17 protein-coding genes are annotated in these 14,730 nt (G+C 64.7%); 10 read left to right on the top strand and 7 right to left on the bottom strand.

What is annotated here, in order from left to right; all coding sequences use genetic code 11:
- Positions 1 to 6: 6 nt before the first annotated feature.
- Positions 7 to 372, bottom strand: a complete 366-nt coding sequence (locus AC0L3C_RS10665) for a nuclear transport factor 2 family protein (RefSeq protein ID WP_473407898.1) — start codon at positions 370 to 372, stop codon at positions 7 to 9.
- Positions 373 to 472: 100 nt separating this feature from the next.
- Between AC0L3C_RS10665 and AC0L3C_RS10660 the strand changes: the two genes are divergently transcribed.
- From AC0L3C_RS10660 to hemC, 3 genes are read left to right on the top strand one after another with little or no spacing between them, the layout of a single operon-like run.
- Complete coding sequence (locus AC0L3C_RS10660) at positions 473 to 1,063, top strand: TetR/AcrR family transcriptional regulator (RefSeq protein ID WP_473407897.1); 591 nt, start codon at positions 473 to 475, stop codon at positions 1,061 to 1,063.
- A 53-nt stretch (positions 1,064 to 1,116) separates the two neighbouring features.
- Complete coding sequence (locus AC0L3C_RS10655; protein WP_473407896.1) at positions 1,117 to 2,742, top strand: GMC family oxidoreductase; 1,626 nt, start codon at positions 1,117 to 1,119, stop codon at positions 2,740 to 2,742.
- 24 nt (positions 2,743 to 2,766) lie between these two features.
- A complete protein-coding gene (gene hemC, locus AC0L3C_RS10650) occupies positions 2,767 to 3,747 on the top strand; it encodes a hydroxymethylbilane synthase (RefSeq protein ID WP_473407895.1) in 981 nt (326 codons plus the stop codon).
- Between the two features lie 217 nt (positions 3,748 to 3,964).
- Here hemC and hemE read toward each other — a convergent pair whose 3' ends face one another.
- On the bottom strand, positions 3,965 to 4,999 hold the full coding sequence (gene hemE / locus AC0L3C_RS10645; protein ID WP_473407894.1) for a uroporphyrinogen decarboxylase: 1,035 nt from the start codon (positions 4,997 to 4,999) through the stop codon (positions 3,965 to 3,967).
- A 110-nt stretch (positions 5,000 to 5,109) separates the two neighbouring features.
- On the opposite strand from hemE, the gene AC0L3C_RS10640 reads away from it, so the two are divergent.
- Together AC0L3C_RS10640 and AC0L3C_RS10635 are read left to right on the top strand one after the other, a co-directional pair.
- Positions 5,110 to 5,325: a hypothetical protein gene (locus AC0L3C_RS10640; protein WP_473407893.1), complete on the top strand. Its 216-nt coding sequence runs from the start codon at positions 5,110 to 5,112 to the stop codon at positions 5,323 to 5,325.
- A gap of 171 nt (positions 5,326 to 5,496) precedes the next feature.
- Positions 5,497 to 7,401, top strand: a complete 1,905-nt coding sequence (locus tag AC0L3C_RS10635) for a sensor domain-containing diguanylate cyclase (protein ID WP_473407892.1) — start codon at positions 5,497 to 5,499, stop codon at positions 7,399 to 7,401.
- 6 nt (positions 7,402 to 7,407) lie between these two features.
- Here AC0L3C_RS10635 and AC0L3C_RS10630 read toward each other — a convergent pair whose 3' ends face one another.
- Entirely contained in the window at positions 7,408 to 7,626 is a 219-nt protein-coding gene (locus AC0L3C_RS10630) for a SlyX family protein (RefSeq protein WP_473407891.1), read from the bottom strand.
- A gap of 11 nt (positions 7,627 to 7,637) precedes the next feature.
- Complete coding sequence (gene trhO, locus AC0L3C_RS10625) at positions 7,638 to 8,384, bottom strand: oxygen-dependent tRNA uridine(34) hydroxylase TrhO (protein ID WP_473407890.1); 747 nt, start codon at positions 8,382 to 8,384, stop codon at positions 7,638 to 7,640.
- A gap of 184 nt (positions 8,385 to 8,568) precedes the next feature.
- Between trhO and ggt the strand changes: the two genes are divergently transcribed.
- Complete coding sequence (gene ggt / locus AC0L3C_RS10620; RefSeq protein ID WP_473407889.1) at positions 8,569 to 10,155, top strand: gamma-glutamyltransferase; 1,587 nt, start codon at positions 8,569 to 8,571, stop codon at positions 10,153 to 10,155.
- A 67-nt stretch (positions 10,156 to 10,222) separates the two neighbouring features.
- Positions 10,223 to 10,687 carry an FKBP-type peptidyl-prolyl cis-trans isomerase gene (locus tag AC0L3C_RS10615; RefSeq protein ID WP_473407888.1) on the top strand — a complete coding sequence of 155 codons (465 nt, stop codon included), beginning with the start codon at positions 10,223 to 10,225 and terminating at the stop codon, positions 10,685 to 10,687.
- A gap of 58 nt (positions 10,688 to 10,745) precedes the next feature.
- Here AC0L3C_RS10615 and AC0L3C_RS10610 read toward each other — a convergent pair whose 3' ends face one another.
- Positions 10,746 to 10,964, bottom strand: coding sequence for a CsbD family protein (locus AC0L3C_RS10610; protein WP_007595214.1), 219 nt, complete (start codon positions 10,962 to 10,964; stop codon positions 10,746 to 10,748).
- Between the two features lie 127 nt (positions 10,965 to 11,091).
- Here AC0L3C_RS10610 and AC0L3C_RS10605 point away from each other — a divergent pair, with 127 nt between their 5' ends.
- The 3 genes from AC0L3C_RS10605 to AC0L3C_RS10595 all read left to right on the top strand — a co-directional run bounded on the left by AC0L3C_RS10605 (position 11,092) and on the right by AC0L3C_RS10595 (position 12,696).
- The gene (locus AC0L3C_RS10605; protein ID WP_473407887.1) at positions 11,092 to 11,604 is read left to right on the top strand and encodes a cupin domain-containing protein; all 513 of its coding nucleotides are present in this window, start codon (positions 11,092 to 11,094) and stop codon (positions 11,602 to 11,604) included.
- A gap of 133 nt (positions 11,605 to 11,737) precedes the next feature.
- Entirely contained in the window at positions 11,738 to 12,166 is a 429-nt protein-coding gene (locus AC0L3C_RS10600; protein WP_473407886.1) for a VOC family protein, read from the top strand.
- A gap of 41 nt (positions 12,167 to 12,207) precedes the next feature.
- Entirely contained in the window at positions 12,208 to 12,696 is a 489-nt protein-coding gene (locus tag AC0L3C_RS10595) for a VOC family protein (RefSeq protein ID WP_473407885.1), read from the top strand.
- Positions 12,697 to 12,852: 156 nt separating this feature from the next.
- Here the strand turns inward: AC0L3C_RS10595 and AC0L3C_RS10590 are convergent, their stop codons facing one another.
- Both AC0L3C_RS10590 and AC0L3C_RS10585 read right to left on the bottom strand, forming a co-directional pair.
- Positions 12,853 to 13,992 carry a hypothetical protein gene (locus AC0L3C_RS10590; protein WP_473262783.1) on the bottom strand — a complete coding sequence of 380 codons (1,140 nt, stop codon included), beginning with the start codon at positions 13,990 to 13,992 and terminating at the stop codon, positions 12,853 to 12,855.
- A 2-nt stretch (positions 13,993 to 13,994) separates the two neighbouring features.
- Complete coding sequence (locus tag AC0L3C_RS10585) at positions 13,995 to 14,696, bottom strand: FecR family protein (RefSeq protein WP_473262784.1); 702 nt, start codon at positions 14,694 to 14,696, stop codon at positions 13,995 to 13,997.
- Between the last annotated feature and the right edge of the window lie 34 nt (positions 14,697 to 14,730).

The following is a 14,730-nucleotide window of genomic DNA, read 5'->3' as shown; positions in this document are numbered from 1 at the left end:
CCATGATCACCGCCCCATCTGCTTCGGATCGTAATAGAAACGTTCTTCGATCAACTGATCGCCCCGCCAGGTCTGCCACGCGATCTCATCCAACGTTCGGATGATGCCCTCCGCATTGGTGAAGCTGAATTTCCAGCGCGTGGCGACATGATCGCCTTCGATCAGGCTCGGCCCGATGCGCACCGCCTTGACCTCCTTGAAGGCTGCCAGCACGCCGCGCTCCTTGGCCACGAGCTTGTCGCGTCCGACCAGGGGTTCGGCCTGGTTTTCATAGGTGGCGCTGTCCGGCGTGTAGTAGTCGAGGATCGCCCCGACGAAATCCCCGTCCTCCAATCGTTTGGCAAAAGCTTCGACGACATCACGGCTCGGCATGGCGCACCTCATGAGTAAAACCGACTGATAGTCGGCAAATACCGACCGGCGGTCGAAAAGTCAACTGGCTGTCCTCGTCCATTTCGACTACAGCAGAGCCATGGCAAAACAGGCGGAGCGGCGGGCTGCGACATCGGAGGCGATCCTGACGGCGGCGCGCCGCCTGTTCGGGACGCAGGGCTTTGCTGCGACGACGATGGACGAGATCGCTGAAGCCGCCCACGTCGCCAAGGGCGCCGTCTATCATCACTTCAAGACCAAGGAGGCGGTGTTCGAAGCGGTATTCGACGAGGTCTCGCGCGATCTCGTCGCCGAGATCGACAGCACGGCCCGTGCCGAGAAGGACGTGCTCGCCGCGATGGTCGCCGGCACCCAGCATTATTTCGCCGCGACCGCGAAGGGGCCGACCGGCCAGATCATCCTGCGCGACGGCCCGGCGGTGCTCGGCTGGGAGCGCTGGCGCGAGATCGACGCCAGACATTTCGGCGGCAAGCTGCCGCGTGCGATCGCGGCGGCGATGGAGGCCGGTCTGATCGCCCGGCAGCCGATCGAGCCGCTGGCCCGGCTCCTGCTCGGCGCGGTGACGGAGGCTGCGGTCGCCTGCGCCGGACGCGCCGATATCGCAAGAGCGGGTGCGGAATATGCCCGTGCGTTCAGGTCGCTGGTCGAGGCGCTGCGCGTCGCTGCATGATCGTGCTAAGTGACGATTGGAAACGCCCCCACCAACAAAAAGAACAGTAGCCCATGAACGCAACTTCCTCTCTGACGCCCTCCGACCCCGAGTTCGACTACGTCATCGTCGGTGCTGGCTCTGCGGGCTGCGTGCTCGCCAACCGGCTGTCGGCCAACGGCAAGCACAGCGTGCTGCTGCTCGAGGCAGGCCCGAAGGATTCCAACATCTGGATCCACGTGCCGCTCGGTTACGGCAAGCTGTTCAAGGAAAAGACCGTCAACTGGATGTACCAGACCGAGCCGGAGCCCGAGCTGAAGGGCCGCCAGGTGTTCCAGCCGCGCGGTAAGACGCTGGGCGGATCGAGCTCGATCAACGGCCTGCTCTATGTCCGCGGCCAGCACGAGGATTACGACAGATGGCGTCAGCGCGGCAACGCCGGCTGGGGCTATGACGACGTGCTGCCCTATTTCAAGAAGGCCGAGAACCAGTCGCGCGGCGCCGATCAATACCACGGCAGCGGCGGCCCGCTGCCGGTGTCCAACATGGTCGTGACGGACCCGCTGTCGAAGGCGTTCATGGACGCCGCGGTCGAGACCGGTCTACCCTACAATCCTGATTTCAACGGCGCCACGCAGGAAGGCGTCGGCCTGTTCCAGACCACGACGCGCAACGGCCGCCGCGCCTCGACGGCGGTGGCCTATCTCGGCCCCGCCAAGGGCCGCGGCAATCTCAAGATCGAAACTGGCGCGCTCGGCCAGCGCGTGCTGTTCGAGGGCCGCCGCGCGGTCGGCATTGAATACCGTCAGGGCCCCAATTTGCGCCGCGCCCGCGCGCGCAAGGAGGTCGTGCTGTCGAGCGGCGCCTACAACTCGCCGCAGCTGCTCCAGCTCTCCGGCGTCGGGCCCGGCGACCTCCTGCGCAAGCACGGCATCGATGTCGTGCTGGACGCGCCGGGCGTCGGGCACGATCTCCAGGACCACATGCAGGTGCGTATCGTGATGCGCTGCTCGCAAAAGATCACGCTGAACGACACCGTCAATCACCCGCTCCGCCGCACCATGGCCGGTGCGCGCTATGCGCTGTTCCGCAAAGGCTGGCTGACGATCGCGGCCGGCACGGCGGGCGCGTTCTTCAAGACCAGTCCGCGGCTGGCCTCGCCGGACATCCAGGTCCATTTCCTGCCGTTCTCGACCGACAAGATGGGCGAGAAGCTTCATGGTTTCTCCGGCTTCACGGCGTCGGTGTGCCAGCTCCGTCCCGAAAGCCGCGGGTCCTTGCGCATCAAGAGCGCTGACCCGACAGTGCCGCCGGAGATCCGCATCAACTACATGTCGACCGAGACCGACCGCACCACCAACGTGGAAGGCCTGAAGATCCTGCGCAAGATATTGCATGCACAGGCGCTGAAGCCGTTCGTGGTCGACGAATACGATCCCGGAGCGAAGGTGTCCACGGATGCCGAGCTGCTGGATTATTGCCGTGAGCGCGGCAGCACCATCTACCATCCGACCTCGACCTGTCGTATGGGCAATGATGCGCTCGCGGTGGTCGATCAGCGGCTGAAGGTGAGGGGCTTCGAAGGCCTCCGCATCGTCGACGGCTCGGTCATGCCGGATCTCGTATCGGGGAATACCAACGCGCCGATCATCATGATCGCCGAAAAGGCCTCCGACATGATATTGGAGGATGCGCGGTAATCCGCGCTTCGAAAGGATAAGGACTTGGCTCTTCGACTACGGATCGGCACACGCAAGAGCGCGATGGCGCTGGCACAGACGGAAGAGATCGCGCGCCGCCTGACCGCCGCCATGCCCGATCTCGACGTCGAGATCGTCAAGTTCGACACAACGGGCGATCTCGACCAGACGAGCAAGCTGTTGCCCCATGGCGGCAAGGGCGGTGCCTTCGTGGCGCAGATCCGCGCCGCCGTGCTGTCGGGCGAACTCCAGGCGGCGATGCATTCGCTAAAGGACATGCCCGGCAACGAAGACACGCCCGGCCTCGTGATCGGCGCCACGCTCTCGCGCGATACTCCCAATGACGCGCTGGTGCTGCGTGACGGCGTGACGCTGGAGGCGTTGCGCCAGTCGCGTGGCAAGGGTTTCAAGATCGGCACCAACGCCGTCCGCCGCGCCGCCTATGCGCGGCGATTATTCCCCGACGTCGAGATCATCCACTTCCGCGGCGCCGCCGACACGCGCGTGCGAAAGCTCGACATTGGCGAGAAGCAGCGCCTGCCGGATGGCGGCGCGGTGGGGCCTGCGGACGCGCTGATCATGGCGCGGTCCGGCCTCGATCGCGTCGGACTTTCCCATCGCATCGCCTACGAGTTTACCGCAGCCGAGATGCTGCCGGCAGCGGGGCAGGGCATCGTCGCCGTCGAATGCGCGGCACAGGACTGGCAGACGCGTCGCATCCTCGCATCGATCGACGATCCCGCCGCGCATGCCTCTGCCGATGCCGAGCGCGAAGTGCTGTGGGTGCTGAACGGCCATTGCAATTCGCCGGTGGCGGGCTTTTCGACCATTGCGGGCGATCAGATGTCGCTTACCGCGTCGGTGCTCGATCTCTCCGGCAACACCATCATCGAAGCCTTGCGTTCGGGCCCCGCCAATCGTCCCCGCGAACTCGGTCGTGCGGTGGGACTGGATCTGCTGGCCAAGGGCGCCGCCGAGATCATCGAGCGCAGCCGGCCGCGCTAAGCTTTCCCGCAGGTTCGCGATGGCGAGAGGGACAGCGCTGCGATGATGGCATCATGCGCCTGTTTTGCCCGACGGGTCAAATGTTGGCGCGACCTGATGCAATGACGGCGCACCCGATTTCCGTCCGCCCTAAGTCATTGATCGGGCGTAATCTCTCTACTGTGCATGGGTTGTTTTCGCGCTTTTTGTTTTCCCGCTCTCCCAGGCACAAAATAAATCAGCCCCGCACCCGCTTCAGCATTTGCTCGACATGGGCGATCGGCGTCTCCGGCTGGATGCCGTGGCCGAGATTGAAGATGAACCGCCCTTGCGCAAAATTCGCCAGCGTGTTGTCGACCGCGCGGTCGAGCGCGGCGCCGCCTGTGATCAGCACCAGCGGATCGAGATTGCCCTGAACCGCAACCTTGCTCTGCACGCGCTCGCGGATGAAGGCCGACTCCGCGGTCCAGTCGATGCTGACGGCGTTGACACCGGTCGCCTCGACGAAGCCGGGCAGTTGTGCACCGGCGCCGCGCGGAAAGCCGATGATCTTCGCGTCCGGCACCTTGGCGCGCACGCCTTTGACGATGCGCCGGGTCGGCCCGACCGACCAGCGCGCGAACTCGGCGGGTGGCAGCACGCCGGCCCAAGTGTCGAAGATCTGCAAGACGTTGGCGCCGGCCGCAAGCTGCGCCAGCAGATATTCGATCGAGTTCTCGACCAGCACGTCGATGATAGCTGCGAACGCCTCCGGATGCCGGTAGGCCATCATCCGCGCCGGCGCCTGGTCGGGCGTGCCCTGGCCGGCGACCATGTAGGTCGCCACCGTCCACGGCGCGCCGCAGAAGCCGATCAGCGCGATCTTGGGATCGAGCGCCCCCCGCACGATTTTGAGCGCCTCGAACACCGGCGCGAGCTTGCCGAAATCGGCTTGCTTCGCCAGTGTAGCGACCTTGGCGGGATCATCCAGCGGCTCTAGCCGCGGACCCTCGCCGACCTCGAAGCGCACGGAACGTCCGAGCGCATAGGGGATCACCAGGATGTCGGAGAAGATGATCGCCGCGTCGAAGCCGAACCTCCGGATCGGTTGCAGCGTCACCTCGGCGGCAAGCTCCGGGTTGAAGCAGAGATCGAGGAATCCGCCGGCCTTGGCGCGCACCTCGCGATACTCCGGCAAGTAACGGCCGGCCTGCCGCATCATCCAGACCGGCGGAATGACCTGCCGCTGGCCGGAGAGGACGTCGATGAAGGGTTTTGTCGCAGACTGGGGCACGAACGGTCCTGCAGATGGCTACGGCTCCTGATACACCGCCACGGCCCGAAGCGGAACAGCGGAACCAAGCGCAATTGGGGCGCGTTGACCAGCCAACGGAGGACGAGACCATGGCTGAGACATTCAACCCCGCGCCGCATGACAAGCACGCCGACGATCTGCACGAAGCGCTCGCCGCCGATCGCCACGCCAAGCTCGACGCCGGTCTGAAAGATACCTTCCCGGCGTCCGATCCCGTGAGCGCCGCCCAGCCAACGCCCTCGAAGGCCGATGCGGATGCCGACAATCCCTCGCTCTGGGACAAGGTTAAGGCCATCTTCAGCTAAGGCGGGGTGCGCTGGATTCCGATAGGTTTGCTAATACCTTGTTAGCGATGCGCTGATTCCGGCGTCCGTACGACTACGGGAAACCGGGAACATCGCTGCTTATTTGTCCCGGCGTTTCAGAGTTCAATAATAGAAGCAGCAGAGTTTCCGATCTTCGGAGAATTCTGCCGCATGAGCGCTGTGACCCAAAGAGCCGGATGGAGCCGCCTGCCGCTGCGGGCGGCTGCGTTCGTTGCGTTGACCTGCGTAACCATCCTCGGCGTCAGCGGCTGGCGCGAATGGGCGGCCCGCGACGCGGTGCTCAAGGGCGCCGAGGCCGAGATGGCGAATGTTGCGCGCTCGCTCACGCAGCATGCCGATGACAGCCTCGATCTGCTGGATTCAGGCGTCGTCGGCGTCGTCAGCCGGCTGGAGATGGACGGCACCGAGCCGGCCACGATCGCCAAGCTCACAACTCTGCTGGAAGCGCGAAAGAAGGCGATAGAGCGCATCCACAGCCTCGCCATCATCGACGACCACGGCAACTGGTTGACCTCGCCCGGCACGATCGGCTCGACGTTCAACGACGACGCGTTCTTTCGTTATCACCAGCTCTCGCCGAAACGGGAGCCCCATGTCGGCCGTCCCGTGAAGAGCCTCCTCGACGGCGAGTGGGTCGTCACCCTGTCGCGCCGTTTCAACAAGCTGGACGGAAGCTTCGGCGGCGTGGTGCTCGCGACCATCAGCTCGGGATATCTCTCGCATTTCTACGAACAGTTCGAGATGGGCCGCAACAGCTCGGTGGCGTTGACACACGGCGACGGCCTGATCATCGCGCGCAACCCGAGCAACGAGAAATTCATCGGCCGCAGCGTCGCCAATACGCCGCTGTTCCGCGACGCCGCCCTGCAGCGGCCGGGCGGCGTCTATCATTTCAAGTCGCCGCTCGACGGCGCCGAACGCGTCAGCTTCTTCAAGCGCTCTGGCCGTTATCCGCTGGTCCTGCTTGCCACCGTCGACAAGGACGAGCTGCTGGCGCCCTGGCGCTCTGCGGCGATCTCTCGCATGCTCTACGTGCTCGCGCTGGTCATGCTGATCGCGATCATCGGTGCTGTGCTGGTGCGGCAGTTGCAACGAGGCCAGAGCATGGCGGCCGCGCTGGTCGAGAAGGAAGCGCATTTCCGGCTGCTTGCCGAAGGCTCCAGTGACATGGTGACGCGTATCGGGCTGGACGAGCGGCTGCGCTATGTCTCGCCGTCGTCGATCCGCGTCGTCGGCTGGCGCGCCAATCAGCTGATCGGTACCCTCGCGCTCGCCGGCGTTCACGCGGACGACCGGCCGCAGGTCCAGGCTCTCGTCGAGGCCATGAAACGCGGCGAGAAGGAGGAGGTGCGCGTCACCTATCGCAACGCGCACCGGCAGAATGCCGAAGTCTGGCTCGAATCGACCATGCGGGTGACCCGCAAGGAGAGTGGCAGCGTCGACGGCGTGGTCGCGATCTCGCGCGACATCACCGAGCAGAAGAAGCTCGAGACCCGGCTCGAAACGCTCGCGATCGAGGACAGCCTCACCGGGCTTGCCAATCGCCGCCGCTTCGACGAACGACTAAAGGAGGAGTGGGCGCGGGCCTATCGCGAGCGCTCCAGCCTCTCTCTGCTGATGATCGACGTCGACCACTTCAAGTCTTACAACGACGAGTACGGCCATCCCGCGGGCGATGCCTGCCTCCGGCAGGTAGCGCAGATCATTGCCGCCGAGATGCATCGTTCCGGCGATCTGGCGGCGCGTTACGGCGGCGAGGAGTTCGCCATGCTGCTGCCGAACACCGACGCTGCCGGCTGCGCCCTGATCGGCGACCGGATTCGACGGGCGATCCGCGATGCGGGCCTCGTCCACACCAGCAACCATGCGGCCGGCTGCGTCACCGCTTCGCTCGGCGGTGCTGCCTGCCGGCCGGCACTGGAGCGCACGGCCGGCGTGGTCTCGCTGATCGAGGCCGCCGACCAGGCGCTCTATGCCGCCAAGGAGGCCGGGCGCAACCGGCTGATGATGTCGGGCGAGGTGAGCAATCTCCTGCTCAAGGCATCCGGTCAGTAACCCCGCTCAATAATGTGGCGGACGCTCATTGGCCGCTCCCGGCGCATTCGCCTCGGCCTCCTGCAGCCGCTCGCCGAGCTCGGCGATCTTCCGCGTCAGCGCATCGATCTGCTTCCACTGCGCGGTGATAGTCTGGTTCAGCGTCTCGATCGCGTCGTCCTGATAGGCGAGGCGCGTCTCCAACGTGTCGATGCGCTCGCCGAGCGTCCTGATCTCATTCGTCACGTGCCGCGTCCTTATTTGGTTTCGGGCGAGCCAAGTTGCTGCAAACCATGGCCGAGCGCGACGCGCTCGTCGAAGACGAAGCATTCGCCGCGCCAGCGACTCTGAGCCTGCGGCACCTCTTCCAGATATTTGAGAATGCCGCCCTTGAGGTGATAGACCTCGGCAAAGCCGCGCGCGAGCAGATGCGCGCTCGCTTTCTCGCAGCGGATGCCGCCGGTGCAGAACATCGCGATTTTGCGGTGTTTGGCGGGATCGAGCTGCTCGGCCGCAAATTCCTTGAACTGGCCAAAACTCCTGATGCCTGGGTCGAGCGCGCCGTCGAACGTCCCCATCGCCACCTCGAAGGCATTCCTGGTGTCGAGCACCAGCGTGTCGGGCGCCGCGATCAGCGCGTTCCATTCGCTCGCATCGACATAGGTGCCGACCTGCCGGGTCGGATCGGCGGCTTCGTCGCCGAGCGTGACGATCTCCTTCTTCAGCCGCACCTTGAGCCGGCCGAATGGCATCGTCTCGGCGGTCGAGAACTTCAGTTCGAGATTGTTCAACCTGCCGCCGAACATATCACCGTGGGCGAGCTCATGGGTGAGCGCGTCGATCGCCTCGTCCGGGCCAGCGACCGTGCCGTTGATGCCCTCCTGCGCGAGCAGCACGCTGCCCTTCAGCGCCAGGCCGGCGCAGAACGCGCGCAGCGGCTCGCGCAGCTCGCGGTAATCGGGCAGGGCGGCGAATTGGTAGAAGGCGGCGACCTTGCAAATCATGGCGCCCGTTTAGCAGGCGGGGCGCGCCCGGAAAACCCGCAAGAAGCAGCTCTATTCCCAGCGGATGGCAGCCATTTCCCTGGTATGCCAGCATTGCCCCGGCCGGCCGGAATGTGTCATGTAGGCCCGGTTTTCCGAGCCGGCGCGCCATCCGCGCCAGACGCCCAACGAGAGCAAGAATTCGATGAGAAACTTCCATTTCCCCGGCAGGTCCACGGTCCACGCCACCAACGCGATGGTGGCGACCTCGCATCCGCAGGCGTCGCTCGCCGCGATCGAGGTGCTGCGCGAGGGCGGCACGGCGGTGGACGCGGCAGTCGCGGGCTCGGCCATTCTCGGCGTGATCGAGCCGCAATCGACCGGCATCGGCGGCGACTGCTTTGCGCTGATCCAGCCGCGCGGCGAGGGCAAGATCATCGCCTATAACGGCTCCGGCCGCGCCCCGAAGGCGGCGAACGCCGACTGGTATCTCGAGCGCAAGATCAACTCCGTGCCGCTGACCTCGGCGCATGCGGTCTCGATCCCCGGCGTGATCGACGCCTTTGCGACCGTTTTGCGTGATCACGGCAAGTTCGGCTTCGACCGCCTGCTCCAGCCCGCGATCAAGGCCGCCGAGGAAGGCTACGTCGTCGCCCCTCGCATCGCCTTCGACTGGAAGAACCAGTTCGAGAAGCTGAAGGGTGGCACCAACACCGAGCGGTATCTGCTGCCGCACGGCAAGCCGCCGGTGGCCGGTGACGTCATCCGCCAGGCCGAGCTCGGCAAGACGCTGCGAGCGATCGCCAAGGACGGCCGCGACGCCTTCTACAAGGGCCCGATCGCGGAAGACATCGTGGAGACCCTGCGCGGAATCGGCGGCCTGCACACGCTCGACGATTTCGCCGCGCACACCACCGAGACGACGACGCCGATCGGCACCATGTACAAGGGCTACGACGTCTGGCAGTGCCCGCCGAACGGACCCGGCCTCACCATGCTGCTGATGTTGAACATCCTGTCGCGGTTCGACCTGACGAAATACGCGCCGCTCAGCATCGAGCGCTTCCATCTCGAAGCCGAAGCGGCGCGCATCGCCTACATGCATCGCGAGCTACATGTCGCCGATCCCGAGCATATGCAGGTCGAGGTCGCCAAGATCCTCGCCAAGGAATACTGCAACGAGCACATCGACAAGATCCGCATGGACGGCATGCTCGACCTGCCGAACGTCGCGCCGCCGATGAACCCCTCGACCATCTACATCACCGTCGTGGACAAGGACCGCAACGTCTGCTCCTTCATCAACTCGGTCGCGCATTCCTTCGGCTCCGCCATCGTCTCGAACAAGACCGGCGTCCTGCTCCAGAATCGCGCCGGCGGCTTCCGCATCCAGCCCGGCCATCCGAATTGCATCGCCGGCGGCAAGCGCCCGCTGCACACGATCATGCCGAGCCTGCTCACCAAGGGCGGCCGTTCCGTGATGCCGTTTGCGGTGATGGGCGGACAGTATCAACCGGTTGGCCAGACCCATGTCGTGACCAACATTCTCGATTATGGCTGCGATGTGCAGGAGGCAATCGATATGCCGCGCGGCCTGCATTACGAAGGCCAGTACCAGCTCGAGGACAGCGTGCCGGCCGATATCGTCGAAGGCCTGAGGAAGCTCGGTCACAAGACCACCAGCGTCGTCGGTCCGCTCGGCGGCGCCCAGGCGATCTGGATCGACTGGGACAAGGGCACGCTCACCGGCGGTTCCGATCCGCGTAAGGATGGTTGCGCGCTCGGATATTGATAAAGCGCCACTGGAAACGGCGTCGGCGTTGCGCTAGACCCCGTCCGCCTCAAACGGAAGGTCTCTTATGCAGCGTTTACAGCGCGCGCTCCTCGCCATCATGTCGGCACTCGCGATCACCGTGATCGCCGGCGTGTCCGATTTCGTTTCCACCACGGCCTCGGCCCAGACCGCAGGGAAGACCATGACCACAGCTTCAGGTTTGCAGATTACCGACAGCGTCGCCGGCACCGGCGCTTCGCCCAAGCCTGGCCAGATCTGCGTGATGCACTACACCGGCTGGCTCTACGAGAACGGCCAGAAGGGCAAGAAATTCGACTCGTCGGTCGACCGCAATGAGCCGTTCGAATTCCCGATCGGCAAGGGCCGCGTCATCGCCGGCTGGGACGAGGGTGTTGCCTCCATGAAGGTCGGCGGCAAGCGCACGCTGATCATTCCGCCGCAGCTCGGCTATGGCGCCCGCGGCGCAGGCGGCGTGATCCCGCCGAATGCGACGCTGATGTTCGACGTGGAATTGCTCGGGGTGAAGTAAGCCCGCAAACAAAAAGACCGGCCTCTCGGCCGGTCTTTCACTTTGAGCGCGATGCTCGTTATTCCGTCGCGCGCTTGGCCGAAGCCGCAGCGCGATCGACCGCGTCTTTCGCAGCATCCTTGGCATCGCCCATGGCTTGCTGGCCCTTGCCCTTCACTTCCTGGACCGCACCTTCGCCCTTCATGCGCTCGGAACCGGTGGCTTCACCGATGCCCTGCTTGGCCTTGCCCATAGCCTCGTTTGCGGTGCCCTTGATCTTGTCGGTCGTGCTACCCATGAAATCCTCCTTGCGGTTTGCTCGTCAGGACAACGTTCGACGGCTATGAGGGTTCCGATTTTGGTATGGCTCGATGCCGCGGCTTTGGGTTAGTTTCCGCGCACGGAACCAACAGAAAGCAAGTCTCATGACTGGTCATGACCATTCGCATTCCCACCATGACCACGAGCACGACGATCGCTGGAAACATGACGGCGTGCGCGTCATTCCCGGCAACCAGCTCGATACCAACGTGCCGTCGACGGCGGGCATGGACCGCGCGGCCGCGATCAATTTCGCGCGGGTCGGTGCGCAGAAATTGTGGGCGGGCACTGTCAGCATCAAGCCCGACGCCAAGACCGGCGCGCATCACCATGGCCATCTCGAGAGCGTGATCTATGTGGTGAAGGGCAAGGCGCGGATGCGCTGGGGCGAGAGCCTCCAGTTCACCGCAGAGGCCGGCCCCGGCGACTTCATTTTCGTCCCGCCCTACGTGCCCCATCAGGAGATCAACGCCAGCCCGGACGAGGTGCTGGAATGCGTGCTGGTGCGCAGCGATGGCGAGGCGGTCGCGATCAACCTCGACATCGAGCCGGTCGAGAAGCCCGAGACCGTGCTGTGGGTCGATCCCATTCACCGGGATCCCAACGAGAAGAAGTGACGATCGCCTGAAAGACCGGCGGGTTCTGTGCGACAGAACCTCGCAGGCAAGGGACCAAAAAAGATCCGGAAGCCGTGTCGGATCGCCGCTTGGCCGTCCGTCCTTGGGCAGAACCCCGCCCAAGGAGCTTTCGATGCCCAGAATGATTTTCGTCAATCTGCCCGTGACCGACCTTAAGCGCGCCACTGCGTTTTATGAGGCGGTCGGTGCGACCAGGAACCCGCAATTCAGCGACGACACGGCGAGCTGCATGGTCTTTTCCGAGACCATCTACGCGATGCTGACGACCCACGAAAAATTCCGTCAGTTCACGCCGAAGCCGATCTCGGATGCAAAGACCTCAAACCAGGCGCTGTTCTGCCTGTCCGCGGACAGCCGGACCGAGGTCGACGATATCGTCAGCAGGGCCGAGGCTGCAGGCGGGGTCGCCGATCCCAGCCCGAAGGACGAATACAGCTTCATGTACGGCCGCAGCTTCGAGGATCCGGACGGCCACATGTGGGGCGTGAACTGGATGGACATGGCAGCCTTCGCGGCGCAGTCCGAGATGGCGAACGCCTGATCTAAGCGCGCGAACATCACAACTGAAGAGGAGCATTCACGATGTCGAAGGTCGTTCCCTGCATGTGGTTCAACGGCGATGCCGAGGAAGCCGCGAAGTTCTACGTCTCGCTCGTGCCGAATTCGGCGGTCACGCATGTTCAGCGCAACGTTTCAGATGGACCGTCCGGCAAGGAAGGCTCCGTGCTCGTCGTCGAGTTCTCGGTGGCGGGACAGCCCCTGGTCGCTCTCAACGGCGGCATGAAAATGGAATACACCCACGCGATCTCGCTGATGATCCATTGCGACGATCAGACCCAGGTCGACAGCGTCTGGAATGCATTCCTGTCCCATGGCGGCAAGGCAGAGCAGTGCGGCTGGCTCAGGGATCGCTGGGGCGTGGCCTGGCAGGTGGTACCGAAGGTGATGTTCGAATTCCTCTCAAGCCCCGACAAGGCGGCTGCCGCACGGGCGATGCAGGCCATGATGAAGATGGTCAAGCTGGATGTGGAAACCTTGCGCCGCGCGTTCGAGGGCAAGTCGGCGGCGTGAAGCGCGTGCCCTTGCCACATACTCACTGTCATCGCCCCGCATGACCGGGCGATCCAGTACGCCGAGACGGTCGTTGGTCAATCGATAGGCCGCGGCGCACTGGATGCCCCGGTCGAGCCGGGGCATGACAGCGGAATTTGAGGCGAAGGCCCGCCGCTAGTAATTGATCCGCAGCCCCAGGCCGCCATGGATGGTGTTACCCACCGGCTGCGGGCCGAGCGTGCCGTTGGCGAACAGGTCGACGATCCAGCCCTTCTGCACGCGGAAGCCGAGCCGGCCGCCATATTCGAACCAGCCCTGGTTGCCCATGGTCGGCACCACCATCCCGTCGCCGGTCACGGTGGCGACGATGCCGCTATGGCCAGCGAATGACTGCACCCAGCCACCGTTGATGTTGGCCTCGATATTGCTGCCGTAGAGATGCGTCCACTGGCCGCCGATCTTGACCAGGCTGGTGCGGTCGGTGCCGGTCGCGATACTGGCGTCGAACGGATTGAACGCCACTGCGCTGTCCGTATAGCCCGAGACGCGCTGCCAGAGCTGCCAGACCTCGATCGAGGCGGCGACCTCGTCGCGGGGCGACACGCGGCTTATCCAGCCGGCGCGGCCGTAGACGGCGTAGTTCGAAGCGTTGGTCGAACTCGTAACGCTCACCGGGCCGAGGCTGGTGTTGTAGCTGCGGGTGTAGCGCGCCTTCTCCCACGGCGTCAGGATCGTGCCGACGTCGAAGAACGGGCGCGACGAGCCCCAGTCGGTGAAGTCATAACGCAGCGCGAAGGCGCCGATCGGTGCGCTGGTGATGTTGTAGCCGCCCTCGCTGTATTGCGTGTAGGCGATGCCGGCGAGCAGCGACAGATTGTTGGTCAGCTCCTTGCGGCCGTGGATGCCCGCCGAGAACGAGCCGGCCGAGCCGAACGCGCTGACGCAGTTGCTGCAATTGACCTGCTCGTTGACGCCGAGCAGCACCGTGCCGAGCACCCGGTTGGTGATCATCTGGTTGAAGCGCTGGTTGGCAAGGCCGCCGATCGAGCCGCCGCTGGAATCCGCGCCGGTCGGTGTCGGCGTCGGGCTCGGCGACGATGACGGATAAGGGCTCGGCGACGATGACGGGGTGGGGCTGGGCGAGGGCGAGGGGCTGTAGGTCGGCGTCGGCGAGGGGAAATAGCTCGGCGCCGGTGTGGGCGTCGCCGTGGCGGCTGCCGCCAGACGGGTATCGACCGCGATCAGCGCAACCGCGGCCACGGCGGTCAGCACGCTCCCGAGCATGAAGCGCCTGATGGTGGTGGATATCGCCATCTTCAGCGTCCGCACAGCATGCCGTCGTCATGAACGGCGGGCGTGATGGTCGGCGACGCGTCCGCATATTGGTTGACCGCGCACAATCCCGCGCTCGCGGCGCAGGTCGCGGCAAAAGTCCAGGGCGGCGTATTGGTCTTACTGATGGAGACCTTGCCCCCGGTCGAGGTGATGATTGCAGTGTCGCCGGGCTGGGTGAGCTGCACGCACTGTTGGCTTGTCGTGCAGACACTGGCGGCGCCGTCCTGCAGCACGACGACCGAGCGGCCGCGCTGGGACAGGATATCGAGTGTGGTGCCGCGCACGCCGATGGTCGCGAGCGGGGTCGTGATCTTGTAGGCGGTTTTCTCGGAATGTCCGGTGACGAAACGGAATGCGCCGGTCGTCATGCGGATCGCGACGTCGCGATAGCTGTGCTCGTCGTTGAAGACGGTGCGGTCGAGCTTGAGCGTCGCGCTCGGGCCGAGCGACAGATTGGTACTGTCGGCCATCACGAAGCGCGCTGCGCTGCCGGCGCCGGTGCGCACGGTCTCGTCGCGCAGCATGCTGTCGCCGACGCTGATCGGCGTCGTGTTCGCGGCCACGCGAACGACTTCATTCTGAATCAAGACGGCTTCACCGACGCGCGTCTGCGCCTGGGCGCAAGGGGTCGCGCACAAGCCGGCCGACAACAGCGTGAAGAAAAGCCAGAAACGCAAATTCATTTCGCAACCGATCGATGTGTCCCTGATCGTACCG

Source organism: Bradyrhizobium sp. WSM4872, from assembly GCF_055811715.1.
The sequence above is the reverse complement of the archived record's forward strand: the minus strand, read 5'-3'. Positions and strand labels throughout refer to the sequence as shown.